We start from the raw sequence: 24,852 nt of genomic DNA on the forward strand, positions 1-24,852 counted from the left end.
GCCGTGTCCGCCAGACCCGCAGGATCATGACGCCTATAGGGCGAGGCACGCAGAAACGACAGACACTGCTGGGGAATGGTTTCTTTAATACCGGTTAGGCTCCGGTATCAGGGAGAACAACGGACTCTCATCTTTCAGCTGACCGAGTGGGCTTCGGGCTCATCATCTCCCTTGTCATGGGCGGTCACTGGCGTTGAGCGGGTCGTAGTGGTTGTCGTCCATCAACACGATGCGTGCTGACGTCTTCCCTTCTCTTCCTTGAAACCCTCTCCTGTCCGTCGGGATGGCTGCCGAATGATGAACAAACGGCGTGGCTGATGCCGATTGTCATCAAAGTACCGCGGTACGCCGGCAAGGTGTTACCGCATACCGTTGAGCTTGATGTAAAGCCACCAGCCCCACATCAAGACTCGTTACTTCCCAAGATCCACCAGGCAGCCTTGGCTTGCCGCGATGTGCAATGAACAGGATGTGGCGGAGCATGCTCCGTTGCGGGTCCAACGTCAGCAGGCCGCTCTGGCTTGCCGCATTTTGCAATCAATGGTCTGGATGTGATTGAGGGTAACGAAGGCGGCCCACGGCCGCTCATTTGCGAGGCATAGCCCATGACTAACTGGTCCAGCAAGGACTCCTTGAAGGTCTACAACGTTCCCTACTGGGGTGCGGGTTTTTTCAATATCAATGACGCCGGTCATGTGACCGTCTCTCCCGACAAGTCTCGCCCCGAGGCTCAGATCGTGCTGTCCGAGGCCATCGAGCAACTGCGCCAGTCCGGGCTGACCACGCCGGTGTTGCTGCGTTTCCCCGACATCCTCAAGAGCCGGGTCGATGCGCTGTTCAACGCCTTCGGTCAGGCCATCGAAAAGTCAGGCTATGAAGGGGATTACCTGTGCGTTTACCCGATCAAGGTAAACCAGCAGCGCCGCGTCATCGAGACCATCAGTCAGTCCTACAGCGACAAGCCGAGGCTTGGGCTGGAAGCGGGCTCCAAGCCCGAGTTGCTGGCCGTGCTGTCCCATCATCATGAGCAAGGGTCCGTGATCGTCTGCAACGGTTACAAGGACCGCGAATACATCCGCCACGCCCTCCTGGGCAACCTGATGGGCCACAAGGTCTACATCGTGGTGGAGAAGCCCTCCGAGCTGGAAATGGTGCTCGACGAGTCAGCTCGTCTCAACATCAAGCCCAACATCGGGGTACGCGCCCGTCTGGCGTCCACCGGCTCCGGCATGTGGGAATCGAGCGGCGGTTCCATGTCCAAGTTCGGCCTCTCCGCCTCCCAGATCCTGGCGCTGGTGGAGCGTCTGCGCAGCCTCGGCAAGCTGGACTGCCTGCAACTGCTGCACTTCCACCTGGGCTCCCAGATCGCCAACATCCGCGACATCCAGGGCGGCATCCGCGAGTGCGGCCGCTTCTACGCCGAGCTGTGCCGTCTTGGCGCCAAGGTCGAGGTGGTGGACGTGGGCGGCGGCCTGGGTGTGGACTACGAGGGCACCCGTTCCCAGAGCCACTGCTCCGCGAACTACAGCCTCTCCGAGTACGCCAACAACGTGGTCTGGGGCATCGGCGATGTGTGCCGCGAGTTCGACCTGCCGCACCCGACCATCATCAGCGAGTCCGGCCGTGCCCTGACTGCGCACCACGCCGTGCTGGTCACCAACATCATTGGTGCCGAAGGGGTGGAGGTGAACGACATCAGCGCCCCGGACGAAGACGCGCCCACCATTTTGCAGAACATGTGGAAAGGCTGGCTGGACCTGCGCGGTGAAGATCCCTCCCTGCTGGAGATCTTCCACGACTCCGTGGCGGATCTCGGTGACGTCAACGCCCAGTACACCATGGGCCTCTTGAACCTGGAGCAACGTGCCTGGGCCGAGATGCTGCACCAGAACACCTGTCTGGCGCTCAAGGAGCTGCTCAACCCGGTCAACCGCAACCACCGCGCCCTGGCCGACGAGCTCTCCGAGAAGCTGGCGGACAAGTGCTTTGCCAACTTCTCCCTGTTCCAGTCCCTGCCGGATGCCTGGGGTATCGGTCAGGTGTTCCCGGTGATGCCGCTGGCCGGCCTCGAGCGTCCGCTCACCCGCCGCGGCATCCTGATGGACATCACCTGCGACTCCGACGGTCAGGTGGAGCACTACGTCGACGGTCTGGGGGTGGAAAGCACCCTGCCGATGCCGGTCTACGGTGAGCACGAAGAGTGCCATGTCGGCTTCTTCCTGGTGGGTGCCTATCAGGAGATCCTGGGGGATCTGCACAACCTGTTCGGTGACACCCACTGCGCGGAAGTGTGGCTGGATGAAGAAGGCAAGATGGACATCCGCAACGTGGTGCGTGGCGACACCGTCGACCAGCTGCTGCGTTACGTCAACATCGACCCGTCCGTGATCCGCGAGAACTACCAGCGCATCGTCTCCCACCCGGCGCTGGACGACGAGACCCGCAAGGCCCTGCTCGACGAGCTGGAGCTGGGTCTGCAAGGCTACGCCTACCTGGAAGACGAATAAGCCAGCGGCTTGTTCCCCGTCGGTCAAATGACGGACATGAAAAACGGCGCCTTCGGGCGCCGTTTTTGTTGCGCTGTTGCCTGGCTGGGGCCGGTTGGTGGGCTCTGTCATCCGGGCTGGCGACATCCGGCCCCGGCCAGATCCGGCCCCGGCCAGATCCGGCCACTGCCCGCTTCTGCCCGCCACCTCCCTTGATCCAGGTCAAGGGGGACTCGGGCCGCTTATTTTACGGTCAAGAGTGATGTTGGTGAATGACACATAAGGATGTGCGTATGGAACTCAAGAAGGACCCGAGATGCTATACCGACGTCTGTATCGACGGTAAGTGGTATCACTACGATCACTGCAGCACTCACGTTTATATGCTGATGGGGGGCGCCGCCCCCAGCCTGCAGCTTGCCCATGAACCCGGCAGTGAAGAGGAGCTGGTGGAGATGCTCCGCCAGCACCCCCAACGCTGACTGCCCGCGGGCCATCGGGGGTATCGTCCCGGCGGCCCGCCTTGTTCAGCCCGCCTTGCGGCCCAGGATCTTCTTGCCCATCTCCAGCAAGGCCGTTGCCGCCGCATAGGTCTCGTCTGACTTGCCTATCTCGTCCGCCACGTAGAGAAAGCCGGATCTGTACTTCTCCACCGCCTCGCGGGGAGTGGCCGCGTCGATGAAATCCTCTTCCACCTCGAACCCTTGTGTCAGCAGCGCCTCCTTCTCCGTGAGGAAGGTGGGGGAGGCCATGTCGACATAGGTATATTGCTGACGGCGGGAGGCGGGGACGCTGAAGAACTGGTATCTGGCCATGGATGTGGCTCCTCTGAACGGGTGATCTGCCATGGGGGCGCTCGATGCGCCCGGCAAGATAAAGGAGCATTCGAGTCTTGCAGCAGACTACCTTGAGTCGTGAAGGGACGCAATCGGGCTGGTGATGACCCTGGCGACACGGGCGCTGCGGCTCACCTGCTTGTCAGGCAAGCACATCTTCCAGCACCTGTTGGGGAGTCTCGGGAGCGCAGTGGACAAGCAGTTGCTCCCCGGTCATGGGACGCCCGAGCAGGTAGCCCTGCAAGGTGTCGCAGCCCAGCTCGGTCAGCAGGTCCCGCTGCTCCGGGGTTTCCACCCCCTCTGCCACGATGCGCATCTCCAGGGCCTGACCCAGGGCGATGATGGCGGCGATGATGGTGGCATCATCGCCCCCCCGCTCCAGGGTAGTGACAAAGCCCCGGTCAATCTTGAGCTCGTTGGCGGGGAAGCGCTTGAGGTAGAGCAGGCTGGAGTAGCCGGTGCCGAAGTCGTCGATGGAGATGCCAAGGCCGAGCTCGGCCAGACGGTTGAGGATGGCGAGGCTCTCCTCGGCCTTCTGCATGGCGGTGGATTCGGTGATCTCCAGGGTCAGGTGACGGGCCTCGAGCCGATGGCGGGCGAGGGCGCCCTGCACCTCCTCCAGCAGCCCGGGGCTGGCGAGCTGGATGGTGGAGAGATTGACCGCCACGCTCCAGTCGTGATGACCCGCCGCCCGCCAGGCGCTCATCTGGCGGCACGCCTCGTCGATGACCCAGTTGCCGATGGGGATGATGAGCCTGCTCTTCTCCGCCAGCGGCAGGAAGCTGGCCGGCGAGACGGCACCATGCTCCGGGTGCTGCCAGCGCAGCAGGGCCTCGGCGCCGACCACCTGGCCGCTGCGGGCACAGTATTTGGGCTGGTAGTGCAGGGCCAGTTCCCCCCGCTCCAGGGCGTGTTGCAACTCTTTGTGCAGCAGGAACTGCTGGTGGGCGTTGGCGTTCATGGCGCTGTCGAAGTAGTAGTAGTCGTTGCGCCCCTGCTCCTTGGCGTAATACATGGCGGCATCGGCGTTGAGGGTCAGCTCGTGCAGGCTGGTGCCATCCTGGGGATAGACGGCAATGCCGATGCTGGCGGTGATGTGCAGGCTGTGGTGCTCCCACTCATAGGGCTGGGCCAGGGTGGCCAGCAGCCGCTCGGCGAAGGCCGTGGTCTGGCTCACATCCCCCGGCGCCAGTGCCAGCACGAACTCGTCCCCGCCAAAGCGTGAGGCGGTGTCGCTGGCTCCGAGCAGGCCGGTGATGCGCTGGGCCACCTCGGCCAGCAGCAGATCCCCGGTGTGGTGGCCGTGGGCATCGTTGATGATCTTGAAGCCGTCGAGATCGAGAAACAGCAGGGAGAAGCTGCGCTGGCTGTGCTGGCACTCCTGGATGCGCTGCTCCAGCCGGTCGGCAAACAGCAGCCGGTTCGGCAGCCGGGTCAGGCTGTCATGGAGCGCCAGCTTGAGCAGCTCGTCGTGGGCCTGATGCAGGGAGGTGGAGAGCCTGGCGGCGTGGGCATCCAGCATGGAGAGCACGAAGGCGATGGCGAACACCGCCAGGGTCACTATGATGACCACGGTTGCCAGCCACTGGGTATTGAGACCGGTGTAGAGGGCCCCGCACAGGCTCTCTGCGGGGAACTGGGCCGCCGCCATGCCGGTGTAGTGCATGCCGATGATGGCCGCCCCCATCACCAGGGAGGCGAGGGCCTTGCTGAAGAAGGCGCGGGGCGAGCTGTTGCGCAGGCGAAACGCTATCCAGAGCGCGGCACCCGAGGCGAATACCGCGATGAGGATGGAGAGGATGAAAAGCCCAGGCAGGTAGTGGATGCCGGGCGCTATCTTCATGGCCGCCATGCCGATGTAGTGCATGGTGGCGATGCCGGCCCCCATCAGCACGGCCCCGAACAGGATCTGGTGCCAGGGGAGCTGGGGACGACTCACCAGCCAGAGCGCAAAAGCCGAGGAGCCGATGGCCGCCACTAGGGAGAGACCGGTGAGGGTCAGATCGTATCCCAGCGCAATGGGCAGGTTGAAGGCGAGCATGCCGATAAAATGCATGGACCAGATGCCGAGCCCCATGGCGAAGGCTCCCCCCGCTAGCCAGAGCACGGCGGCCCGTCCCCGGCTCTGGCTCACCCGGCTGGTCATGGTCAGCGCCGTGTAGGAGGCGAGCACCGCCACCAGGATGGAGAAGAACACCAGATCCTGGCTGTAATAACTGTCGAGCATGGGGTGGGTTGGGGTCACGTTCATTTACTCTGGGGTACATCAGGGCCTGAGCCTGGGCCGGGTCAGGGGAAATCGGGTGGCAGATTGTACACCAGGCGTCCCTGTCGTGAGCCAGAGATACGTACCAAAATGGCCCCCGGATCAGAGCAAAAACTCTGTCTTTTCTGGCATTGGCCGTCATCTTGTGACCGATAAACCGGCACATCCCCATTTTATCCCGTCTGAACAACAAGATAGGGGGCATGGGGCGCTTGCCACGGTGCGCCGGGTCCGTGGCGAAGGCGTGTGGTATGCGCACAGGGCGCCTGTACGATAAAGGCGCGCAGCCTCTGTCGTCCTTTCACGATAGCCGCAGGCCATGCGCTCAAGGAGTCAGCACAAGCCTGCATCCTCCGGGTCTTGGTTGACCCGGTACATCTGCTATCATCTTCCCCCTGTTTTCTTATCTCGTTGACTCTGCTGGAGAAACCATGTCTCGAACCCTCTATTTGCTGCGCCACGGCCAGACCCGTTACAACGCCGAATTGCGGTTGCAGGGGCGGTGCAACTCCGAGCTGACCCCCAGGGGAGAAGCCCAGGCCCTCGCCATGGGGGCCCGTCTGGCCAAGCTCCTGGCCGAGCCCACCGACTGGACGATCTACGCCAGCCCCCTCGGCCGGGCACGGCAGACGGCGGAGCGGGTGTGTCAGCAGCTTGGCTTGGACCAGGAGCGCATCATCTGGGACGAGCGGCTGGTGGAGCTAGGGATGGGGGAGTGGGAGAGTCGCCGGGTACCCGAGCTGCTGGCGGCCTACCCCGAGCTGGATCTGGAGGAGCCGGACTGGTATCTGCGGGCCCCCCATGGCGAGAGTTTTGAGAGCATTCAGCGCCGGGCCCGGCAATGGCTTGAGGACGAGCACATTGCCGAGCAGGCCATCGTGGTTTCTCACGGTCTCTTTGGCGCCATGCTGCGCGGTGCCTATGTGGATCTGGACTACACCACCACCTGGCTTCAGGAGCTGCCGCAGGATGCCTTCTTCAAACTCAGTGGCGGCCGCATAGAGCGGATTGCCTGCTGACCACACGAAGGCGGCCCGCAATGGGGGCCGCTTTGAGGGCTGGGGATTATTCTCTCTTCAGCCTGGGTAGCTTTCGATAGAGTGCATCGCGTTTCTCTACCTGATTGGCGCCATAGTGAAGCTCGCGATGGCAGTTAGGGCAGAGCGCCACCGTATTGTTGATGGTATCCGAGCCTCCGTCAGCCAAGGTGCGCAGGTGATGCACCTCGAGAAAAGGTTCTCCGGTTGCCGTGGTAAAGGGGGCTTGTGCATCACAACCCTCACATTTCGCGGCTGCGGCCACCAGCACCCAGGCTTTGACCTGGGGATCCCTCACATAACTTGTTGTGGTCAGGTAGCGCAGGGATGGCTCTTCTATACCTGGGGGATGAGGAGAGATGGGTTTCTCCTTGTATTGGATGACCTGATGTTCGAATTCTGCTTGTCCGCTAAACGGTTGTCCGTCTAACTCACAGATCAGGCGTTCAATAATAGACGCATTCTGCGCCCCTACATTCTTGGCAGGTTTTAGCCCAGAGACCCAGGCTCTGCCCATCAAGACGCAGACGTAAGAGATATTTTGCATCCGATATTCAAACGACTTATCGGACCGTTGGAATCGAGCCGCTAACTCTGCGTAATAGTGCTTTTTGACAAAGGTAGTGCCTTCCAACTCCTTCTTGTACATCTCCAGATAGGCGGTCACCGTCGCCCTTAACTCTTCTTCTGTCCATATGTTGCGCAAAGCCGACTCGTCCGAGTTGTATTTCATTGCAAGAAGGTTAACTCAATCGAAGCCGAAGTTCAGTAGAAAGGTTAATAAACCCTCATATTATCAATACATTGATGATGCCAAGCAGTAGTTGGGTCTTCTTGGCTTCTTTCAGTTGGGCAATCAGGACGAAAGGCTTTGCGGGCCAAGGCACAGTCTCTGCCAAGGGAACTGGGTATGATGGTGCGGCAATCACCATGACAGGGAGCAAGCATGATAAGTCATATCGACCATCTGGTATTGACGGTCAGCGACATTGAGCGGGCGGTGGCGTTTTACAGCGGCGCCTTCAAGATGGAGCCCATCACCTTCGGGGCGGGGCGCCGGGCGCTGCGCTTTGGCAACCAGAAGATCAATTTGCAGTTGCTGGGGGAGGAGGCGCGCAATCGGGCGCAGGTGGGGTCGGGGGATCTCTGCCTCATCACCCGCTGGCCCCTGGATCAGGTGATGGCCCAGCTGGCGAGCCAGGGGGTCGAGATAGTGGAGGGGCCTGTGATGAAAAGCGGTGCCTGTGGCCCCATCGAATCGGTCTATTGCCTGGACCCGGATCAGAACCTCATCGAGATCAGCCGTTATTGCTGAGCTCCTGGCACCTTGCGATTTGTGTCATTGCTCCCTGGTGCGCCCCTTGCGCAGCAGAGGGATCACGGTGAGCACCATGCCGGTAAAGAGCAGCAGATAGCCCAGGGGCAGCAGGGCAAAGGGCTCGTGCAGGAAGCCCTGGGCATCGAGGGTGGAGCCCAGCAGGTTGAATGCCAGGAAGCAGCCGAGCCCGGCCAGGATCAGCAGGGCACCTATTTTCATCGTCATCTTGTTATCCTCGTCAGCGAGATGGAACGGATGGGAGACTTTCATGCCTGGGTGAAGAGAGTGTGAAGTCGCGCCAGGCACCAAACACAACGGCAGCCCGAGGGCTGCCGTTGTGTTGAGGGGGAAGCCCCGGGCCAAGGCGCTCAGCAGACCCCTTGCGCCAGCATGGCGTCGGCCACCTTGACGAAGCCGGCAATATTGGCGCCGCTTTCGTAGTTCACATGGTCAGCATCCTGACCGTAACGGACACAGGTGGCGTGGATGCTGGTCATGATCCCCTTGAGGCGAGCGTCCACCTCCTCCCGGCTCCAGGAGAGGCGTTGGGCATTCTGGCTCATCTCGAGGCCCGAGGTGGCAACCCCGCCGGCGTTGGCCGCCTTGCCCGGGGCGAACAGCACCTTTGCTTCGTGGAAGAGGCGGATGGCGGCGGCGCTGGAGGGCATGTTGGCTCCCTCGGCCACCAGCTGCACGCCGCTCGCGATAAGCTGCACCGCATCTGCGGCATCCAGCTCGTTCTGGGTGGCGCAGGGGAGGGCGACGTCGGTCGCCAGGTGCCAGGGGGTACGGCCGCTGAAGAACTCGAGCCCGAGCTCATGGGCGTAATCGGCGACCCGCTTGCGCTGCTCGTTTTTAAGCGCCATCAGGCGGGCCAGCTTCTCGGGGGTGAAGCCGTCCGGATCATAGACGGTGCCGCCGGAGTCGGAGGCGGTGATGACGCGGGCGCCGAGGGCCATCGCCTTCTCGATGGCGTATTGGGCCACGTTGCCCGAGCCCGACACCGAGACCCGCAGGCCATCGAGGGACTGGCCGCGATGGGCCAGCATGGCTTCGACAAAGTAGAGCAGGCCGTAGCCGGTGGCTTCCGGACGAATGAGGCTGCCGCCAAAGGAGAGTCCCTTGCCGGTGAAGACGCACTCGGCGCTGTTGGTGAGCTTCTTCATCATGCCCGCCATGTAGCTCACCTCGCGCCCGCCCACCCCGATGTCGCCTGCCGGCACGTCGGTGTTAGCCCCCAGGTGGCGATAGAGCTCCAGCATCAGGGCCTGGCAGAAGCGCATCACTTCTCCTTCGCTCTTGCCCTTGGGATCGAAATCGCTGCCCCCCTTGCCGCCGCCCATGGGCAGGGTGGTGAGGGCGTTCTTGAAGGTCTGCTCGAAGGCGAGGAATTTCAGCACAGAGAGATCCACCGAGGGGTGGAAGCGCATGCCACCCTTGAAGGGGCCGATGGCGGAGCTGTGCTGCACCCGGTAGCCGCGATTCACCTGCACCCGACCCTGGTCATCCACCCAGCTCACCCGAAACTGCACCAGGCGCTCGGGTTCCACCAGTCGCTCCAGCAGGCCGTGTTGCAGGTAACGGGGGTGGCGCTCCACATAGGGCCAGATGGAGGCGATCACCTCGCTCACGGCCTGGATAAACTCGGGCTGGTGAGGGTTGCGGCTGGCGACCTGGGCCAGGAAGGCCTCCTGGGAGAGGGAATGACTCATCTTTAACTCCTGTCGTGAATGATGAAAGTGGCGTCCTGCCAGAGAGGGGATCATGCCCGTCTTCAGGGTTCGCGGGGCTCAAGGGGCCCGTTGTTGCGCCCCGATGGGGGTGTCATTTCCCGTCGTCGGCGGGTCAGAGCAGATAATTCGCGATGACCAAAATCTTTTTATGCATTTTTGCTGGATAAATATCAAGCGTTAGATCATCTGGCTATCTGCCGAAGGCCGCACCCTATCTTCGGCGGCGGGGGCCCGGCCCATGAAGTGAGTACCATGAAGTGAAAAGAGGCGGGGAGTGCGCGGTGCAGCCCAATCAGGGCCGCGGCGTCACCGCACGCGGATAATGGGGGGGGCCTGCTGCTGCATCAGGGGCAGCCCCCCTGTGAGCCAGCGGCCAGGGTGCGACGGGGCCGGGCGCGGGCCCGTGCAATGTGCTACTGTAGCGGCGTTTTTTGCCGAACATGCAGGGCGCAGGCCCTTATTTCATGGAGTTGTATGCAGACGAACCCGACCACAGCGCGGCTGATCCAGCCAGCCATTCTCAAGGCCCATCCGACCCGGGAGGTGACCCATGCTGGCCGATGAATCCATGCGCCTGAACAAATACATCAGCGAGAGCGGCATCTGCTCCCGTCGTGAGGCCGATCGTTTCATCGAGCAGGGCAACGTCTTCATCAACGGCAAGCGGGCCGGGGTGGGGGATCAGGTGTTTGCCGGGGATCTGGTCAAGGTCAACGGTCAGGTGATCGAGCCGCGCGAAGCCGACAGCCTGGTCTTCATCGCCCTCAACAAGCCGGTGGGCATCGTCAGCACCACGGAGGCGGGGGAGAAGGACAACATCGTCGACTTCGTCAACCACAGCACCCGCATCTTCCCCATAGGGCGACTCGACAAGGACTCCCAGGGGCTCATCTTCCTCACCAACCACGGGGATCTGGTGAACAAGATCCTGCGGGCGGGCAACGATCACGAGAAAGAGTACCTGGTGACCGTGGACAAGCCGGTGACCGACGAGTTCATCCGGGGCATGGCGGCCGGGGTGCCCATCCTCGGCGCCGTCACCAAGAAGTGCAAGGTGAAGCGAGAGGCGCCCTTCGTGTTTCGCATCACCCTGGTGCAGGGGCTCAACCGCCAGATCCGCCGCATGTGCGAGCACTTCGGCTTCGAGGTGACCAAGCTCGAGCGCATCCGCATCATGAACGTCAGCCTCAAGGGGCTGCCGGTAGGGGAGTGGCGCGATCTCACTGACGACGAGCTGATCGAGCTGTTCAAGCTGATTGAGGACTCCTCCTCCGAGGCGAAACCGGCCAAGGGGGCTCAGGTTGCCAAGCCCAAGGCGGCTGCGGCCGGCACCCCGACCCAGGGCAAGAAGCCGCGGCGCAGCGACGATCACGAGATTGGCGGGCGGCCCAATGTGCCGGGTCCCGAGGCCTTCGAGAAGAAGAGCCCCGCAGGCAAGGGCGGGGCGGGCAAAGGGGCTGCCAGCAAAGGGGGGGCAGGTAAAAGCGCGCCCGGCAAGGGGGGCAAACCCGCCCCGGGCAAACCGCGGCCAGGGCAGGGCGGGCGCCAGAAGAAGGGGCGCTGAGCGCCAGGCCTTCCCGCACCCTGATGAACAACACCGGCCAAGGCCGGTGTTGTGCTTTCTGGCCCCCAAGGCCGGTGCTCGCCGGATCAGGCAGGCTTGTGGCCTGCCGTCTGCACAGCCATGGCCTGCTCCGGGGGCAGGCCCATGGCCCTTGGGTAGTGGCGCGGGTTGAGACGCACCACCAGCAGGCTCATCAGGACCAGGGCACCGAGCTGCCACTGCCAGGCGGCGGCGAAGTCACCGCTTGCATGGTGCAGGCGGGCCGCCACCCAGGGGCCGGTAGCCGCCACCATGAAGCCGACCCCCTGCATCAGGGCGCAGAGGGCGCCCGCCCGGCGCGGGTCGGGCAGGTGATCCAGCGCAATCACCATGATGAGGGAGAAGCTCCCCCCAAGCCCGGCGCCGCACAGCAAACACCAGAGCAGGGGGGCGGTCTGAGGAGCGAGCCAGAGGCCGCCAAAGCCCGCCAGCTGCATGGCGATGGCCAGCGCCATCCAGGGGCGGCGGTCCAGCCGACCGGCTGCCAGCAGGGGCAGGCCAAGGCCGCTCGCGGTCTGGGCCAGGGCGAGCCAGGCCACCAGCTCGCCCCCTTGCTGGGCGCTCCAGCCCGCCGCCATGTAGGCCGGGGCCAGCCAGGCCACGACGATGCCGTAGCCGCTGTTGATGATGCCAAAACAGGCGATGAGCAGCCAGGTGCGGGGCAGGGGGAGCAGCCGCTGCTCCCCGGTGGGGGCGGGCGTGCTGGCCGGGGCGGGCAGGGGCACCCGCCAGGCCAGCCAGCCGAGGGCCAGCAGCACCGGCAGGCCCCAGAGCGCCAGCGCCCGAGACCAGTCCAGATACTCGGCAAGGCGCGGGGTGAGCACGGCCCCGAGCGCCCCGCCCCCCATCATGCAGGCGGAGAAGATCCCCATCACCAGGGGCACCTTTTGGGCGAACCCCTCCTTGATGAGGCCGGGCAGCACCCCCTGCACCAGGGCCGAGCCCAGCCCGCACAGGGCGGCGCTGGCGATGAGCAGGGCGCCGCTCGCCAGGTCGACGCGCAGGGCGCTGCCAAGGGCGAGCAGCAGCAGGGCCGCCCCGAGCAGGGGGCGCGGGCCTGTGCGACCCAGGAGCGCCGGGGTGAGCAGCACGCCGACCCCGATAAGCCAGAGGGGCAGCAGGGTGACCCAGGCCAGGGTATCTACCCCGAGGGCCAGCCTCGCGTCAATGCGAGGGGCCAGGGGGCCGATGGCGGTGAGGAAGGGGCGCAGGTTGAGGGCGATGAGGATCACCAGCACCAGCAAGGCGCCGCTGCCCGGGGGGAGGCGGCGCTTATGCATGGGGCAGGGGACCGTAGAGGGTTTCGGCCGCGATGGGGCTCGCCAGCTTGATGAGGGGCAGGGGCGGCGGGCACAGGGGCAGTCGCAGGGCCGCGTAGGCCGCGCGGCTGTCATAGCCGAAGGGGGCGGCATCGTCGTTGTCAAAGGCGTAGTAGACCGCCTGGATGCCGCTCATCACCAGGGCCGACAGGCACATGGGGCAGGGGTGCCCGCTGGCATAGACGATGGCCCCGGCCAGCGGCCCCTGGCGACTCCCTTCCCGCAGCGCTTCCAGCTCCGCGTGACGGGTGGGGTCCCCCGCCTCCAGCATGCGGTTGACGGCGCTCGCCACCAGCCGGTTCTCCCTCACCAGCAGGGCGGCGAAGGGGCGCCCCCCTTGCTGGCGATGGGTCAGGGCCAGGTGCAGGGCCTGCTCCAGCCACTCCTGATGGCTGGGGGCCGAGGCGGCGGTGAGGGAGTTGAGGAGGCGGGCACCGGACTGGGAAGGGGGTGGCATGGTCATATCCTGGCAAAAAAGGGGGAGGACAGCAGCCTAGAGGGTCGCCGCATCATTTGGAAATTAAATGATAAAATGACTTCCAGTGGTTTTATAAATGGAGATTGCCCATGGAGCGCCCCCTGCTGGACCCCCAATTGCTGCAGAGCTTCGTCGCCATCGTCGAAACTGGCAGCTTTACCCGCGCCGCCGAGCGTATCCACCTCACCCAGTCCACCCTGAGCCAGCAGATGCGCCGCCTGGAGCAGCAGCTGGGTTGCACCCTGCTCGACCGATCCGGCCGCCAGGTGGTGACCACGGCCCAGGGGGAGACCCTGCTCGGGCTGGCGCGCCGCATCCTGGGGCTGCTGGCCCGGGCGGGGGAGCGGGTGAGCGAGGCGAGCCATCCCCTGCGCCTCGGGGTGCCGGAGGATTTTGCCGCGGGGGCCATGACCCCGGTGCTGGCCGCCTTCGCCCGCGCGCACCCGCAGGTGCGGCTGGAGGTGCAAAGCGATCTCAGCCATGCCCTGTGGCAGGCGTTCGAAGGGGGAGAGCTGGATCTGGCCCTCATCAAGCAGGGGCGCGGCCAGGGGGAGCCCATCGCCCGCTGGCGCGAGCCCCTGGCCTGGGTTGACAGCCGGGAGTGGCCCGCCGCCGGGCGCGACCCCCTGCCTCTGGTGGTGTTTCCAAGCGAGGGGCTCTACCGGCGCCAGATGACCGACGCCCTGGATGCCGAGGGGATCCCCTGGCGCATCGCCTATGTGAGCGGCAGTCTCGCCAGCCTGCAAGGGGCGGTGAGCGCGGGGATCGGGGTCAGCCTGCTGCCGGCGCGCCTGCTGCAACCGGATCAGGTGGTGCTGGCCCACTGGCCTGCGGTGCGCTCGGTGGAGCTGGCCCTGCACCAGGGGCCGGGCACGAGCGAGCCCCTCGCCCGGCTGGGGGAGGCGCTGATCGCGCTCTGTGACGAGGTGATGGGGCCGAGGTAGCCCGGGCGGTCAGGGGTCAGGCCAGGGCCTGTTTTGGCACCACGGCGAGCCAGATTTCCACTTCGCCGCTGCCGGTGGCGGCGTCAAAGCGGGCGCCGTAGCGCTCGAAATCCGGCTGCTGGGCAGATTGATAGTCCGATTGCGCGAGCCACGCCAGGGCCTGCCTCCAGGTATGTGGCAGGGTCGCGACATGCCCCTGATGCAAGAAGATGGCGTAGGTCTGGGGGGCGATGCGCATGCGGCCAAGCCCGGGAGGCAGCACCTCCAGGGTGGCGACCTCCACCCCGCAGAGGTATTCGCAGTGGGTGTCGGTGGCGGCGCAGATGACGCCATAGGCATGCTCACCGAGTTGCCCCGGCAGGGGAAGCAGGGCGCTGAGGTCGCGCCACTGGTCGGCGAAGTCCCCCTGCTCGAAGGGGTGGTGACGGCGCAGCCCCCCGAGGAGCATGGCGCGGCCTTGTTCGATGCGAATGGGGGCTGACATGGTGCCTCCTGCGGGGGCGCTCAGGCCTCCCGACCTTCCTCGAGCTTGCGCTCATAATCCCGGCGAACGATGGCGAGTGCCGCCAGCGCCAGCGCGGGGGCGATGTGGTTGGTTTCCAGCAGTTCAATCAGATCCACCGCGAGCTGGACCTCGGGGGGGGCATTTTCCAGGGACATCTTGGGTTCTCAAGGGCAAGGGTGGTCGCCATTATAGCGCCCGGCGGCGCGAAGACACGCCCCGGCAGCCCGGGGCGGGACAGGTCACATGTGCTGGCGCATCTCCTTGTCCAGCTCCTCGCGCAGGGCCATCAGCTTTTTGGCGTACTGCTGCAACTGCAGATCGCTCTCGCTCACCGGCTGCCACTGGGGCACCGGAGTGGGTTTGCCATGCTCGTCCATGGCCACGAAGATGATGATGCAGTGGGTGGTCTTGCGCCGCTCCGGGTCGGTGGGGTGGCGGCTGTAGACATCCACCGCCAGGTGCATGCTGGTGGTACCGGTGTGGATCACCTTGGCGTGCACCTCCACCAACTGGCCTATCTGGATGGGGCGCAAGAAGCGGATGCCCCCCACATAGACGGTGACGGCATAGCCGCCACACCAGCCGGCGGCGCAGGCGTAGCCGGCCTGGTCAATCCACTTCATCACCATGCCGCCATGGACTTTGCCGCCAAAGTTGACGTCGGCGGGTTCGGCGAGAAATTGCAGGGTCAGTTCACGGGCGCTCATGGTACTTCCTTATGTCGATGCAAGGGGGGGACTCCTTGGCTGTCCCCCGGGGACAATAGCAGCGGGCGGGGCCGGCACTGATCCAACCAGCGCCTCTTCTTGTCTGCGCCGTCATTCACCTTGAGTTCAGCGCAGGCGGCCCAGCATGACTCATCACGCGAGCGAGGAGGCCCCATGAAACAGATGCTGGAGCAATTGATGGGAGCTGGCAAGGGCTGGCTCAACGACGGTGGTGACACGCGCAAGGCCCAGATGAAGGGCATGGCGCAGGGGGGATTGGCCGCCGGGGCCATGGCGCTGCTGCTTGGCAACAAGAAGATGCGCAAATATGGCACCAAGGTGGCGGCGGTGGGGGGCGCGGCGGCTCTCGGGGGGCTGGCCTACAAACTCTATCAGGACTGGCAGACCCAGCAATCCACCCCGGCCCAGCCGACCCAGCCCCTGGACACCCTGGAGGGCAAGGCCCTGGATGCCCGCGCCAACCTGCTGGTGCGCGCCATGGTGGCGGCAGCCCGGGCCGACGGCCACATCGATGCCGCCGAGCGCCAGAAGATCCAGGAGTACCTGACCGAACAGGGGGAGCGGGATGCGGCCCGCTGGATTGACGCCGAGCTCTCCCGCCCCCTCGACCCCCATGTCCTGGCGCGAGAAGTGACGGACATGGAGCTGGCGACCGAGGTCTACCTCGCCTCCCTGCTCACCATCGAGGTGGATCACTTCATGGAGCGCGGCTATCTGGACGAGCTGGCGCGGGCCTTGAAGCTGGATGACAACCTCAAGGGGAGCATAGAGCGCCAGGTGGCCCAGCTGGGGGCGCCGGGCTGATCCCGCATTGCCATCAGGATTGTCCACAAGGCCCCGTCATGGGGCCTTGTCGTTGCCGGTGGGCTGTTGATTGCCGTGACGAGCCGATAAGATGCGGGTTCCAAAGGGTGACCGCCGAGCCTCTTTCCTCGCTGGCGCCCCTCACTGCAAGGAGCATCAGGTGGACATTCGCAAGGCAACTGAACAGGATATCGACGCCATTCTGGCCCTGAACCGGCAGATAGGTCAGCTCCACTTCGAGCAGGTGCCCGAGGTGTTCTGCCCCCCGTCCCCGGAGGACAGGGCCTTCTTGCTCGGCGCCATAGCCGACGAGGCGCGTCTTTTCTGCGTGGCGGTGGTGGCGGGGGAGGTGGCGGGTTTTCTCACCGCCCGCATCGACCTCAACGAGAGCGTCCCCTTTCTCAGCAAGCTGCCCGTCTGCCGCATCACGACCGTGGTGGTGGATGAGGGGCAGCGCTCCCGGGGCATCGGCCGGGCGCTGATCGCCCACGGGGACCAGTGGGGCAAGGCACGGGGCGCAAGCCAGTTGCGCCTGGAGGTGATGGCTTTCAACGAGCGGGCCAGGGCCCTCTACGAGCGACTGGGTTTCAAGGCCCAGTCACAGACCATGGCCAGGTAAGGCGCATTCGCTTGCAAAAGGGCCCGTTACGGGCCCTTGTCGTGTGAGGCGTCTGGGGGGCTCTGCCAGGTTTCCCGTTGCCGGGCGATGAGGCCCGCAAGCCGGTTGAGCGCCGCGTCCAGCTGAGGGCTCCAGGGATGGGAGCTGTTGAGGCGCAGGCAGTGGTTGTGCTGGCCCTGGCTGGAGAAGAGGGCCCCGGGGGCGATGGAGACGCCCTGCTCGATGGCGCTGGCATAGAGCGCCCGGCCATCGAGGCGGGCGTCAAATTCGAGCCAGAGAAAGTAGCCCCCGTCGGGGGAGGAGATGCGCGCCTCGGGGAAGAGGCGCATCAGGGCTGCCCGCATCTGCTGCTGGCGCTGGGCCAGGGTGTGGCGCAGGCGGCGAAAGTGGGCGTCCACCCCGCCCTGGCGCAACATGTCGGCCAGCGCCAGCTGACTGGGCACATTGGTCGACAGGGTCGACATCAGTTGCAGCCGCTGGATGCGCTCGGCGTGGCGCTTCGCCACCACCCAGCCGACCCGAAAGCCGGGCGCCAGACACTTGGTCCAGGAGCCGCACAGCAGGCTCTCTCCCCGCGCATCCCAATGGGTGATGGGCCTTGGCCGCTCGCGCCCGACATAGAGCTCCGCATAGACGTCATCCTCCACCAGGGGGACCTGATGGCGGTTGAGCAGCCCCATCAGCGCCTGCTTGTGCTCATCGGGCATGGTGTGGCCGAGGGGGTGCTGCACATTGCCCATCAGCCAGCACGCCTTGACGGGGCGTTGGGCGAGGGCGTCCTCCAGCAGGGCGAGATCGATGCCCACCCCGGGGATCACCGGGATCTCCACCACCTTGAGCTTGAGCCGCTCGATGGCCTGCAGGGCGCCGTAGAAGGTGGGGGACTCCACCACCACCCAGTCGCCGGGCTCGGTCAGCACCTGGAGACTGAGGGAAAGCGCCTCCATGGCCCCCGTGGTGATGATGATCTGCTGGGGATCCACCGCCATCCCCTCGCCGGCGTAGCGCCGGGCGATGGCGCGGCGAAGTGCCTCGTTGCCGGGGGGCAGATCTGCCACCGTGCTGAAGGGATCGAGGCGGCGCATGCAACTGCCGAGGGCCCGGCCGAGCTGGGGGTGGGGGAAGAGTGTCGGGTCCGCCACCGCCATGCCAAGGGGCACCAGCTCCCGTGACTTGCTCGCCTGCAGCACCTCGAACACCAGATCGTTGATGTCCACCGAGCCGCTGTAGCGGGCCTGCTGGGGCTGGCTCTCCCGCCGGGCCGTGCTCGCGGCCTTGACGTAGTAGCCGGACTGGGGCCGCGCCAGGATGAAGCCCCGGCTTTCGAGCAACTGATAGGCCTGGAGCACCGTCATGGGGCTGAGGCCATGGGTCTTGCAGCTCTGGCGGATCGAGGGTATGCGCTCCCCCGGCTGCCAGAGGCCGCTCGTGATCTGCTGTTGCAGCTGGTCTGCCAACTGGCCGTAGCGTGACATGGTGGGCCCAAACTGTTATAGGTGTTTTTCACTATAACTGCATCTGTTATAGGTGTCATGGACCATGGTGTACTTGGCGGGCGAAAACCTGTCCGTTAAATGCAACATAGAGAGTCATGCATGATAAGCCTGGATGATGTGGTCAGCCTCTCCCGAATACAGTTCGGGGCGACGGCGATGTTCCACTTTCTGTTTGTGCCCCTCACCCTGGGGCTGTCCTGGATCCTGGTGATCGCCGAGTCGGCCTACGTGATGACCGGCAAGGTGATTTACAAGGACATCACCCGTTTCTGGGGCAAGCTGTTTGGCATCAACTTCGTGATGGGGGTGACCACCGGGATCACCCTGGAGTTCCAGTTCGGGACCAACTGGGCCTATTACTCCCACTATGTCGGCGATATCTTCGGCACCCCGCTGGCGGTGGAGGGGCTGATGGCCTTTTTCCTCGAGTCCACATTGGTGGGCCTTTTCTTCTTCGGCTGGGACAAGCTCTCCCGCGGTCAGCACCTGCTGGTGACCATGCTGGTGGCGCTCGGCTCCAACCTCTCCGCCCTCTGGATCCTCATCGCCAACGGCTGGATGCAAAACCCGGTCGGCGCCGAGTTCAACCCCATGACCATGCGCATGGAGCTGGTGGACGTGGCCGCGGTCATCTTCAACCCGGTGGCCCAGGTCAAGTTCGTCCACACGGTGGCGGCAGGCTATGTGGCGGCCTCTCTGTTCGTGATGGGGGTGAGCAGCTGGTATCTGCTGCGCGGCATGGAGGTGCGCTTCGCCCTGCGATCCTTTGCCATCGCATCGGGCTTTGGCCTCGCGGCCATCCTCTCGGTCATCGTGCTCGGGGACGAGTCGGGCTATCGCTCGGGTGAGGTGCAGAAGGTCAAGCTCGCCGCCATCGAGGCGGAGTGGGAGACGGAGCCCGCCCCGGCTTCCTTCACCCTGTTCGGCCTGCCGGATCAGCGTGCCGAGACCACCCACGCGGCCATCAAGATCCCCTATCTGATGGGCATCATCGCCACCCGCTCCCTGGATGAACAGGTAACGGGCCTCAAAGATCTGAAAGCGCAGCACGAGGCGCGCATTCGCAGCGGCATGCTGGCCCACGAGGCGCTCGAAGCGATGCGGGCAGATGGCAGCAACCAGGCGGCCCGCGCCACCTTCGATCGCCACCGCAGCGATCTGGGCTACGGCCTCTTGCTCACCCCCTATGCCAAGGAGATTGGCAAGGCGGACGAGGGGGCCATCGCCAAGGCGGTGGAGGACTCCATCCCCCAGGTGGCGCCGCTGTTCTGGAGCTTTCGCCTGATGGTGGGCATCGGCGTGGCGCTGCTGGCGCTCTTTGCCGCCGCCTTCCTGCAGCTGTGCCGGGGCAGGCTGGTGCAATCCCCGCGGCTGCTCAGGGCCCTGCTCTGGTCTATTCCTCTGCCCTGGATTGCCATCGAGGCGGGCTGGTTCGTGGCGGAGTTCGGTCGCCAGCCCTGGACCATCAGCGACGTGCTGCCGGTGTCGGCCTCCGTCTCCCTGCTGCAACCGGGGCAGCTCTGGTTCAGCCTCATCGTCATCTTCCTCATCTACAGCAGCCTGCTGGTGGTGGAGTTGTTCTTGTTGCGTCATGTGATCCGCAAAGGGCCTGCCAGCCTGCAGACGGGTCGTTATCAAGGTGAAGTGTTGCAAAACGGGAGTCCTGCCTGATGGATTACGAAACCCTGAAAGTGATCTGGTGGGGGTTGGTGCTCTTCCTGCTGGTCGGCTTCGTGGTGATGGATGGCTTCGATCTCGGGGTCGGCATGCTGTTGCCCGTGGTCGGCAAGACGGATGACGAGCGGCGGGTGCTGCTCAACAGCGTAGGGCCGGTGTGGGAGGGCAACCAGGTGTGGCTCATCGCCGGTGCCGGCACCCTGTTTGCCGCCTGGCCCCTGGTCTATGCCGCCGCCTTCTCGGCGCTTTACGTGCCCTTCATGTTCCTGCTGTTCGGCCTCTTTTTGCGCCCGGTGGGCTTTGACTATCGCAGCAAGCTGCCGGACCCGGTCTGGCGCCGCTGGTGGGACCGCGCCCTGGTGGTGGGTGGTCTGCTGCCGACCCTGGTGTTTGGTGCCACCCTTGGCCTGGTGCTGCAAGGGCTGCCGTTTCGCTTCGATGCGGCCCTTCGCATCCACTATGGCGCCTTTGCGTTCCACTGGCCGCTGCTGTTGACCGCCATGGGGACGGCGCTGGCGCTGCTCTTGCTGCACGGTGCCAGCTTCCTGCAGTGCAAGACCCAGGGGGCCATAGCGGCGCGCAGCGCCCGCCTCGCCCTCTGGCTCGGCCCCCTGGCGAGCGCCCTCTTTGCCCTTGGCGGCGTCTGGCTTGGGGAGATGGCGGGGTATCGCATCACGGCCATCGGCGATCTCAACGGCGCCCTCACTCCGCTGATGAAAGAGGTGGTGGCGGTGCCGGCGGGCTGGCTTGGCAACTTTGTCGCCCATCCGGTGCTCTGGGCCGTGCCTGTGCTCGGGCTCCTGCTGCCCCTGGTGTGCGCGCTGGCAAGCCGCCTCGGCAAGTCCGGGCTGGCGCTCGTTGCCAGCGGCGGTGCCTGCGCCGCCATGATGCTGACCGTGGCCATCGCGCTCTTCCCCTTCGTGCTGCCCTCGTCCCTGGATCCGGCCAGCAGCCTGACCCTGTGGGACAGCACCTCCAGCGAGCGCACCCTGCTTATCATGCTGGGGATTGTCGGGGTACTGATGCCGGTCAACATCGGCTACACCCTCTGGGTATACCGGGTGGTGCGCGGCAGGGTCAGCGCCGAACAGGTGCGCCAGCACGGCCACAGCCTCTACTAATCCGCTTCAACACAAGGATCAACGCGATATGTGGTATTTCACCTGGTTGCTGGGGCTGGGGTTCGCCCTGCTCTGCGGGCTGGTCAATCTGCTCTGGCTGGAGGCGCGCTGGGCTGCCGATGAGGAGCTCAAGGAGCCCTGAGCCTCGCATCTTGCCCATGACAAAAGGCCGACACAGGGTGTCGGCCTTTTGCTTGCCCGGGGTCAGGCAAGGGCGGCGCGCCGCTCGCCCGCTTCGCTGACATGGGTGAGGCCGTAGGCCAGCAGCACGATGAGGGCGCCAATCCAGGGGGTGTGCATCAGGCCGAGGTGCTCCACCACGAAACCGCCGACCACGGAGCCCAGCGCAATGCCGACGTTGAAGGCGGCGATGTTGAGACCGGAGGCCACATCCACGGCATTGGGGGTGTGGCGCTCGGCCTGTTTCACCACCAGTACCTGAAGACCCGGCACGTTGCCAAAGGCGAAGGCGCCCCACACCAGCACGGTCAGTACCGCCAGCACCGGGTGCGGCGCGGTGAAGGTGAGCACCAGCAGCACTAGGGCGAGACCTGCAAACAGCAGCTTCAGCGCAGGCAATGGGCCCATCCGGTCGGCGAGCTTGCCGCCCCAGATATTGCCGACGGCGACCGATACCCCGTACACCAGCAGAATGAGGCTCACCGCGCCGGCGCTAAAGCCGCTCACCTGTTGCAGGATGGGGGCGAGGAAGGTAAACGCCGTGAAGGCACCGCCGTAACCGAGCGCCGTCTTGGCGTAGACCAGCAGCAAGGGCTTCCTGGTGAGCACCGAGAGCTGCTCGCGAACGCTGGAGGCGGCCCCCTTCGGCAGGTTCCCCGGTACCAGCAGCATGCTGCCCACCATGGCGACGAGGCCGAGCAGGCTCACCACCAGGAAGGTTTCGCGCCAGCCAAAGACCTGACCAATCCAGGTGCCAAGTGGGACGCCAGTCACCAGGGCGACCGTGAGGCCGCTGAACATGATGGCGATGGCGCTGGCCGCCTTCTCTTTGGCCACGAGACCCGTGGCGATGGTGCTGCCTACCGAGAAGAAGACCCCGTGGGCCAGCCCGGTGAGGATGCGGGCCACAATCAGGCTCTCGTACCCGGGGGCCTGCCAGGCCAGCAGGTTGCCGACGGTGAAGAGGGCCATCAGTCCCACCAGCAGCCACTTGCGCGGCAGCTTGCCGGTGAGCGCCGTGAGCACGGGGGCGCCGATGGCCACCCCAAGGGCATAGAGGCTGACCAGGAGGCCTGCCGAGGGGAGCGAGACATTGAGCTGCTCGGCGATGGTGGGGATGAGCCCCACGATCACGAATTCGGTGGTGCCTATGGCAAAGGCACTTAAGGTGAGGGCAAATAACGCCAGTGGCATAACAACTCCTTGGATTGGGACTCCCGACGGGAGAATGGCGCCAGTATGCCGAGGGTGTTTGTTGGTAAAAATGACGACAACGTCAAATTACTTTTGCCAAATCAGCAGCAATGGGGCCGTGAAAGTGGGAGTGGCTGAGGTTGCAGAGACAAGAGTGGGCCGTACAGCGCGAGTTGAATGCAGAGGCAAAGCGTACAGACCGAACTGGGAATAAAGAGGGAGGGCAGCGGAAGGATGCAGGGGAGGGGGCCAGCGGCGCGGGTGGCAGTGACGCGCGGTATTGGGGACAAAAAAAGCGGGAGGCATTGTGCCTCCCGCTGGTGCTGAAGAATGTCATTGAGCCTTATTTGCTCCCTTCTCCCCTGGCGGGAGAAGGGCTGGGGATGAGGGGGATCAATCCCAATCCGGCGCAAAGTCCGGGTTGGCGCAGCGCTCACCCCGATCCAGGGTGGCAATGGCGGCCATCTCATCGCTGCTGAGCCGTACCTTGAGGGCGGCCAGGTTGGCGGCCAGATTCTCCCGTTTGGTAGAGCTCGGGATCACCGTCATGCCCTGGGCCAGCAGCCAGGCCAGCGACACTTGGGCTGCCGAGACGCCGTGGCGCTGGCCGATCTCCATCAGCAGCGGCTCGGCGAGCACCTTGCCATAGGCGAGCGGCATGTAGGCGGTGATGGCGATACCGTGCTCCTGGCAGAATTCGACCACCTTGCGGTTTTGCAGCAGGGGGTGGATCTCCACCTGCTGGTGGGCGATGGCGCCCGGCCCCAAAATCTCGATGGCCTGTTTAAGCTGGGCCACGGTGAAGTTGGAGACCCCGATCTCCCGGGTCAGGCCCCGGGCTTTGGCCTCGGCGAGCTGCTCCAGATAGACCGCCATCGGCACCTCATCCTGGGGGGAGGGCCAGTGAATGAGCGCCAGATCCAGATAGTCGGTGCCGAGTTTTTCCAGGCTCACTTCCAGGCTCGGGATCACCTTGCCCGGACCGAACTCGCTGGTCCACACCTTGGTGGTCAGGTAAATATCCTGGCGGGGCACGCCACTCTCTCTCATCAACTGGCCGACTTCGGCCTCGTTGTCATAGATCTGGGCGGTATCGATATGACGGTAGCCAAGTTCCAGCCCCTGGAGCAGGGAGTCGCGAAGGGGCTGATCTTTCAGGCGGAAGGTTCCAAGACCCAGGTTGGGCATCTTCATCATCAAATTCCTCAGGTTAGTGTTTCTACGCTCAAATGATGGGCTTTGCCTGCGCCGAGGGCGGAGGCAGTCAGGCGCGCCGGTAGCGGCTCACGACCTGGTTGGCAAACCAGGGGGAGGCGAGGCTGGCAAAGGCGATGTAGTGGGGCTGCTGCTGGTGGGCGAGCAGGGCGGCTTCACTCTCCCACTCCTCGTACAGCATCCAGCCGTGGGGGCTCTCCAGGCTCTGGTGCAACTGGTAGCGAAGGCACCCCGGCTCTTGCAGGGTAGCGGCGATCAGCGGCTCGAGGGCGGCGCGAAACTGGGCGGCGAATTCGGGTTTGGCGTCAAGCTGGGCAATCACAATCAGGGGGGATGGCATCTGAACCTCCTCGTTAAGACGGGAGTCAGTATGCCCGCCCCAGACTGGGGGATACAGGGCAGCAGTCGCAAAACACTATTGAGGTGAGTGCAGCAATGTGGCCTCCCCATGGCTGGTCGTGGTGCAGGTGGGCCAGGGGAGGGCGGAGTATTATCAGGCGCTGGCCGGTTCGGACCAGACCGCAAATTCATTGCCGCTGGGCTCGACAAAGTGAAAGCGGCGGCCACCGGGAAAATCGAACAGGGGGCGCACTATGGTGCCCCCTGCGCCGGCTACCTTGCTCTGGGTCGCCTCGATATCGGCGCTGTAGAACACCAGGAGCGCCCCGCCCTGAGCACTCTGGCTGCACAGTTCGGTGCGGTAGAAGCCGCCATCCAGCCCTTCCCCTTCGAAGGCGCAATAATCGGGGCCGTAGTCGGCAAACTGCCAGCCAAAGGCGGCGGTGAAGAAGGCTTTGGTGGCGGCAAGATCCCTGGCCGCAAATTCCACATAGTTCAGTTTTTCATGGGCCCTTGTCATAAGGGTTTCCTTGTCGATATCGGTGGTTATTTCGGTTGCCAGCGCTTTTGCGTGGGGCTCGTGGAGTGCGGCAAGGCGTCCCAGGGGGTCAGCTTGAGCTGCTTGCGCCTAAACCAGAACCAGGTCCCCATCAGCAGACCGAGCCCGATGCCAAACAGCAGGCTCTGGCGCAGGGCAAACCCCGGGCTCACCTCATCCTGCCAGCCGAGGCACCACATCAACACCCCCCAGATAGCGCCGATGGGGAGTCCCAGGGCAAGAACGTTGATCAGAAAGCGTTCGTAGTGGGGCGGCCTGATGGTGAACCCCGCCTTTCGCAGCAGCCAGATAATCGGCGGGTTGTAGTTGAGCGTTTGCACGCCCTTCTCGGCCAGCTCCCGATGGGCGGCGGCCAGCCTGTTGTCGAATGTCATTGATCGTCCCTGTCATAGTGT

Annotated in this window: 27 protein-coding genes; 11 read left to right on the forward strand and 16 right to left on the reverse strand. The window is 64.6% G+C overall.

Features of this window, described 5'->3' with window-relative positions:
- The first annotated feature begins 605 nt into the window (after positions 1 to 605).
- Entirely contained in the window at positions 606 to 2,507 is a 1,902-nt protein-coding gene (gene speA / locus AB7E19_RS10845) for a biosynthetic arginine decarboxylase (RefSeq protein ID WP_042882536.1), read from the forward strand.
- A gap of 272 nt (positions 2,508 to 2,779) precedes the next feature.
- The gene (locus AB7E19_RS10850) at positions 2,780 to 2,968 is read left to right on the forward strand and encodes a hypothetical protein (RefSeq protein ID WP_043154249.1); all 189 of its coding nucleotides are present in this window, start codon (positions 2,780 to 2,782) and stop codon (positions 2,966 to 2,968) included.
- Between the two features lie 45 nt (positions 2,969 to 3,013).
- Here AB7E19_RS10850 and AB7E19_RS10855 read toward each other — a convergent pair whose 3' ends face one another.
- Together AB7E19_RS10855 and AB7E19_RS10860 are read right to left on the reverse strand one after the other, a co-directional pair.
- Positions 3,014 to 3,301 (reverse strand): hypothetical protein, encoded by a 288-nt coding sequence (locus AB7E19_RS10855; protein WP_042882535.1) that lies wholly within the window; start codon positions 3,299 to 3,301, stop codon positions 3,014 to 3,016.
- A gap of 163 nt (positions 3,302 to 3,464) precedes the next feature.
- A complete protein-coding gene (locus AB7E19_RS10860; RefSeq protein WP_322131065.1) occupies positions 3,465 to 5,573 on the reverse strand; it encodes a putative bifunctional diguanylate cyclase/phosphodiesterase in 2,109 nt (702 codons plus the stop codon).
- Between the two features lie 446 nt (positions 5,574 to 6,019).
- On the opposite strand from AB7E19_RS10860, the gene AB7E19_RS10865 reads away from it, so the two are divergent.
- Positions 6,020 to 6,607 carry a histidine phosphatase family protein gene (locus tag AB7E19_RS10865; RefSeq protein WP_069652752.1) on the forward strand — a complete coding sequence of 196 codons (588 nt, stop codon included), beginning with the start codon at positions 6,020 to 6,022 and terminating at the stop codon, positions 6,605 to 6,607.
- 46 nt (positions 6,608 to 6,653) lie between these two features.
- Here AB7E19_RS10865 and AB7E19_RS10870 read toward each other — a convergent pair whose 3' ends face one another.
- Positions 6,654 to 7,358, reverse strand: coding sequence for an HNH endonuclease (locus tag AB7E19_RS10870; protein ID WP_109113302.1), 705 nt, complete (start codon positions 7,356 to 7,358; stop codon positions 6,654 to 6,656).
- A gap of 213 nt (positions 7,359 to 7,571) precedes the next feature.
- Between AB7E19_RS10870 and AB7E19_RS10875 the strand changes: the two genes are divergently transcribed.
- Positions 7,572 to 7,940: a VOC family protein gene (locus AB7E19_RS10875; RefSeq protein ID WP_041212762.1), complete on the forward strand. Its 369-nt coding sequence runs from the start codon at positions 7,572 to 7,574 to the stop codon at positions 7,938 to 7,940.
- Between the two features lie 24 nt (positions 7,941 to 7,964).
- Here the strand turns inward: AB7E19_RS10875 and AB7E19_RS10880 are convergent, their stop codons facing one another.
- The gene (locus AB7E19_RS10880; RefSeq protein ID WP_069652751.1) at positions 7,965 to 8,168 is read right to left on the reverse strand and encodes a DUF3955 domain-containing protein; all 204 of its coding nucleotides are present in this window, start codon (positions 8,166 to 8,168) and stop codon (positions 7,965 to 7,967) included.
- A 143-nt stretch (positions 8,169 to 8,311) separates the two neighbouring features.
- Positions 8,312 to 9,655, reverse strand: a complete 1,344-nt coding sequence (gdhA, locus tag AB7E19_RS10885) for an NADP-specific glutamate dehydrogenase (RefSeq protein WP_069652750.1) — start codon at positions 9,653 to 9,655, stop codon at positions 8,312 to 8,314.
- Between the two features lie 571 nt (positions 9,656 to 10,226).
- Between gdhA and rluF the strand changes: the two genes are divergently transcribed.
- Positions 10,227 to 11,240 (forward strand): 23S rRNA pseudouridine(2604) synthase RluF, encoded by a 1,014-nt coding sequence (rluF, locus tag AB7E19_RS10890; RefSeq protein WP_427935243.1) that lies wholly within the window; start codon positions 10,227 to 10,229, stop codon positions 11,238 to 11,240.
- 86 nt (positions 11,241 to 11,326) lie between these two features.
- On the opposite strand, the gene AB7E19_RS10895 is transcribed toward rluF, so the two are convergent.
- Positions 11,327 to 12,559 carry an MFS transporter gene (locus AB7E19_RS10895; protein WP_408746866.1) on the reverse strand — a complete coding sequence of 411 codons (1,233 nt, stop codon included), beginning with the start codon at positions 12,557 to 12,559 and terminating at the stop codon, positions 11,327 to 11,329.
- Positions 12,552 to 13,061, reverse strand: a complete 510-nt coding sequence (locus tag AB7E19_RS10900) for a nucleoside deaminase (protein WP_164883018.1) — start codon at positions 13,059 to 13,061, stop codon at positions 12,552 to 12,554. The genes AB7E19_RS10895 and AB7E19_RS10900 overlap by 8 nt, the downstream gene beginning before the upstream one ends.
- A 116-nt stretch (positions 13,062 to 13,177) precedes the next feature.
- Here AB7E19_RS10900 and AB7E19_RS10905 point away from each other — a divergent pair, with 116 nt between their 5' ends.
- Positions 13,178 to 14,020, forward strand: a complete 843-nt coding sequence (locus AB7E19_RS10905) for a LysR family transcriptional regulator (RefSeq protein ID WP_029314296.1) — start codon at positions 13,178 to 13,180, stop codon at positions 14,018 to 14,020.
- A gap of 16 nt (positions 14,021 to 14,036) precedes the next feature.
- Here the strand turns inward: AB7E19_RS10905 and AB7E19_RS10910 are convergent, their stop codons facing one another.
- From AB7E19_RS10910 to AB7E19_RS10920, 3 genes are all read right to left on the reverse strand, one after another.
- A complete protein-coding gene (locus AB7E19_RS10910; RefSeq protein WP_319910558.1) occupies positions 14,037 to 14,504 on the reverse strand; it encodes a GyrI-like domain-containing protein in 468 nt (155 codons plus the stop codon).
- A 20-nt stretch (positions 14,505 to 14,524) separates the two neighbouring features.
- On the reverse strand, positions 14,525 to 14,680 hold the full coding sequence (rsmS, locus tag AB7E19_RS10915) for a pleiotropic regulatory protein RsmS (protein WP_010674200.1): 156 nt from the start codon (positions 14,678 to 14,680) through the stop codon (positions 14,525 to 14,527).
- 84 nt (positions 14,681 to 14,764) lie between these two features.
- Positions 14,765 to 15,232: an acyl-CoA thioesterase gene (locus AB7E19_RS10920; RefSeq protein WP_010674201.1), complete on the reverse strand. Its 468-nt coding sequence runs from the start codon at positions 15,230 to 15,232 to the stop codon at positions 14,765 to 14,767.
- Between the two features lie 174 nt (positions 15,233 to 15,406).
- Here AB7E19_RS10920 and AB7E19_RS10925 point away from each other — a divergent pair, with 174 nt between their 5' ends.
- Positions 15,407 to 16,057 (forward strand): tellurite resistance TerB family protein, encoded by a 651-nt coding sequence (locus AB7E19_RS10925; protein ID WP_042015902.1) that lies wholly within the window; start codon positions 15,407 to 15,409, stop codon positions 16,055 to 16,057.
- Positions 16,058 to 16,217: 160 nt separating this feature from the next.
- On the forward strand, positions 16,218 to 16,676 hold the full coding sequence (locus tag AB7E19_RS10930; protein WP_039038605.1) for a GNAT family N-acetyltransferase: 459 nt from the start codon (positions 16,218 to 16,220) through the stop codon (positions 16,674 to 16,676).
- Positions 16,677 to 16,702: 26 nt separating this feature from the next.
- Here the strand turns inward: AB7E19_RS10930 and AB7E19_RS10935 are convergent, their stop codons facing one another.
- Positions 16,703 to 18,151 (reverse strand): PLP-dependent aminotransferase family protein, encoded by a 1,449-nt coding sequence (locus tag AB7E19_RS10935; RefSeq protein WP_427935248.1) that lies wholly within the window; start codon positions 18,149 to 18,151, stop codon positions 16,703 to 16,705.
- 120 nt (positions 18,152 to 18,271) lie between these two features.
- On the opposite strand from AB7E19_RS10935, the gene AB7E19_RS10940 reads away from it, so the two are divergent.
- Genes AB7E19_RS10940 through AB7E19_RS10950 form a run of 3 tightly spaced genes read left to right on the forward strand, consistent with a single transcriptional unit; the run spans position 18,272 to position 21,112 of the window.
- On the forward strand, positions 18,272 to 19,843 hold the full coding sequence (locus tag AB7E19_RS10940; protein ID WP_427935250.1) for a cytochrome ubiquinol oxidase subunit I: 1,572 nt from the start codon (positions 18,272 to 18,274) through the stop codon (positions 19,841 to 19,843).
- On the forward strand, positions 19,843 to 20,970 hold the full coding sequence (gene cydB, locus AB7E19_RS10945; protein ID WP_042015906.1) for a cytochrome d ubiquinol oxidase subunit II: 1,128 nt from the start codon (positions 19,843 to 19,845) through the stop codon (positions 20,968 to 20,970). The genes AB7E19_RS10940 and cydB overlap by 1 nt, the downstream gene beginning before the upstream one ends.
- A 28-nt stretch (positions 20,971 to 20,998) precedes the next feature.
- A complete protein-coding gene (locus tag AB7E19_RS10950; RefSeq protein ID WP_102948233.1) occupies positions 20,999 to 21,112 on the forward strand; it encodes a CydX/CbdX family cytochrome bd oxidase small subunit in 114 nt (37 codons plus the stop codon).
- Positions 21,113 to 21,174: 62 nt separating this feature from the next.
- Here AB7E19_RS10950 and AB7E19_RS10955 read toward each other — a convergent pair whose 3' ends face one another.
- The 5 genes from AB7E19_RS10955 to AB7E19_RS10975 form a co-directional block, all read right to left on the reverse strand.
- Positions 21,175 to 22,344, reverse strand: coding sequence for an MFS transporter (locus AB7E19_RS10955; protein ID WP_113070459.1), 1,170 nt, complete (start codon positions 22,342 to 22,344; stop codon positions 21,175 to 21,177).
- A gap of 393 nt (positions 22,345 to 22,737) precedes the next feature.
- A complete protein-coding gene (gene dkgB, locus AB7E19_RS10960; RefSeq protein WP_427935253.1) occupies positions 22,738 to 23,541 on the reverse strand; it encodes a 2,5-didehydrogluconate reductase DkgB in 804 nt (267 codons plus the stop codon).
- Positions 23,542 to 23,608: 67 nt separating this feature from the next.
- Complete coding sequence (locus AB7E19_RS10965; protein ID WP_427935255.1) at positions 23,609 to 23,899, reverse strand: putative quinol monooxygenase; 291 nt, start codon at positions 23,897 to 23,899, stop codon at positions 23,609 to 23,611.
- A 153-nt stretch (positions 23,900 to 24,052) separates the two neighbouring features.
- Positions 24,053 to 24,418: a VOC family protein gene (locus AB7E19_RS10970; protein WP_042880989.1), complete on the reverse strand. Its 366-nt coding sequence runs from the start codon at positions 24,416 to 24,418 to the stop codon at positions 24,053 to 24,055.
- Between the two features lie 26 nt (positions 24,419 to 24,444).
- Positions 24,445 to 24,831 carry a DUF6404 family protein gene (locus AB7E19_RS10975; protein ID WP_010674227.1) on the reverse strand — a complete coding sequence of 129 codons (387 nt, stop codon included), beginning with the start codon at positions 24,829 to 24,831 and terminating at the stop codon, positions 24,445 to 24,447.
- Positions 24,832 to 24,852: the final 21 nt, after the last annotated feature.

Origin of the sequence: Aeromonas sp., assembly GCF_050252055.1 — a bacterium.
GTDB lineage: Bacteria > Pseudomonadota > Gammaproteobacteria > Enterobacterales > Aeromonadaceae > Aeromonas > Aeromonas caviae.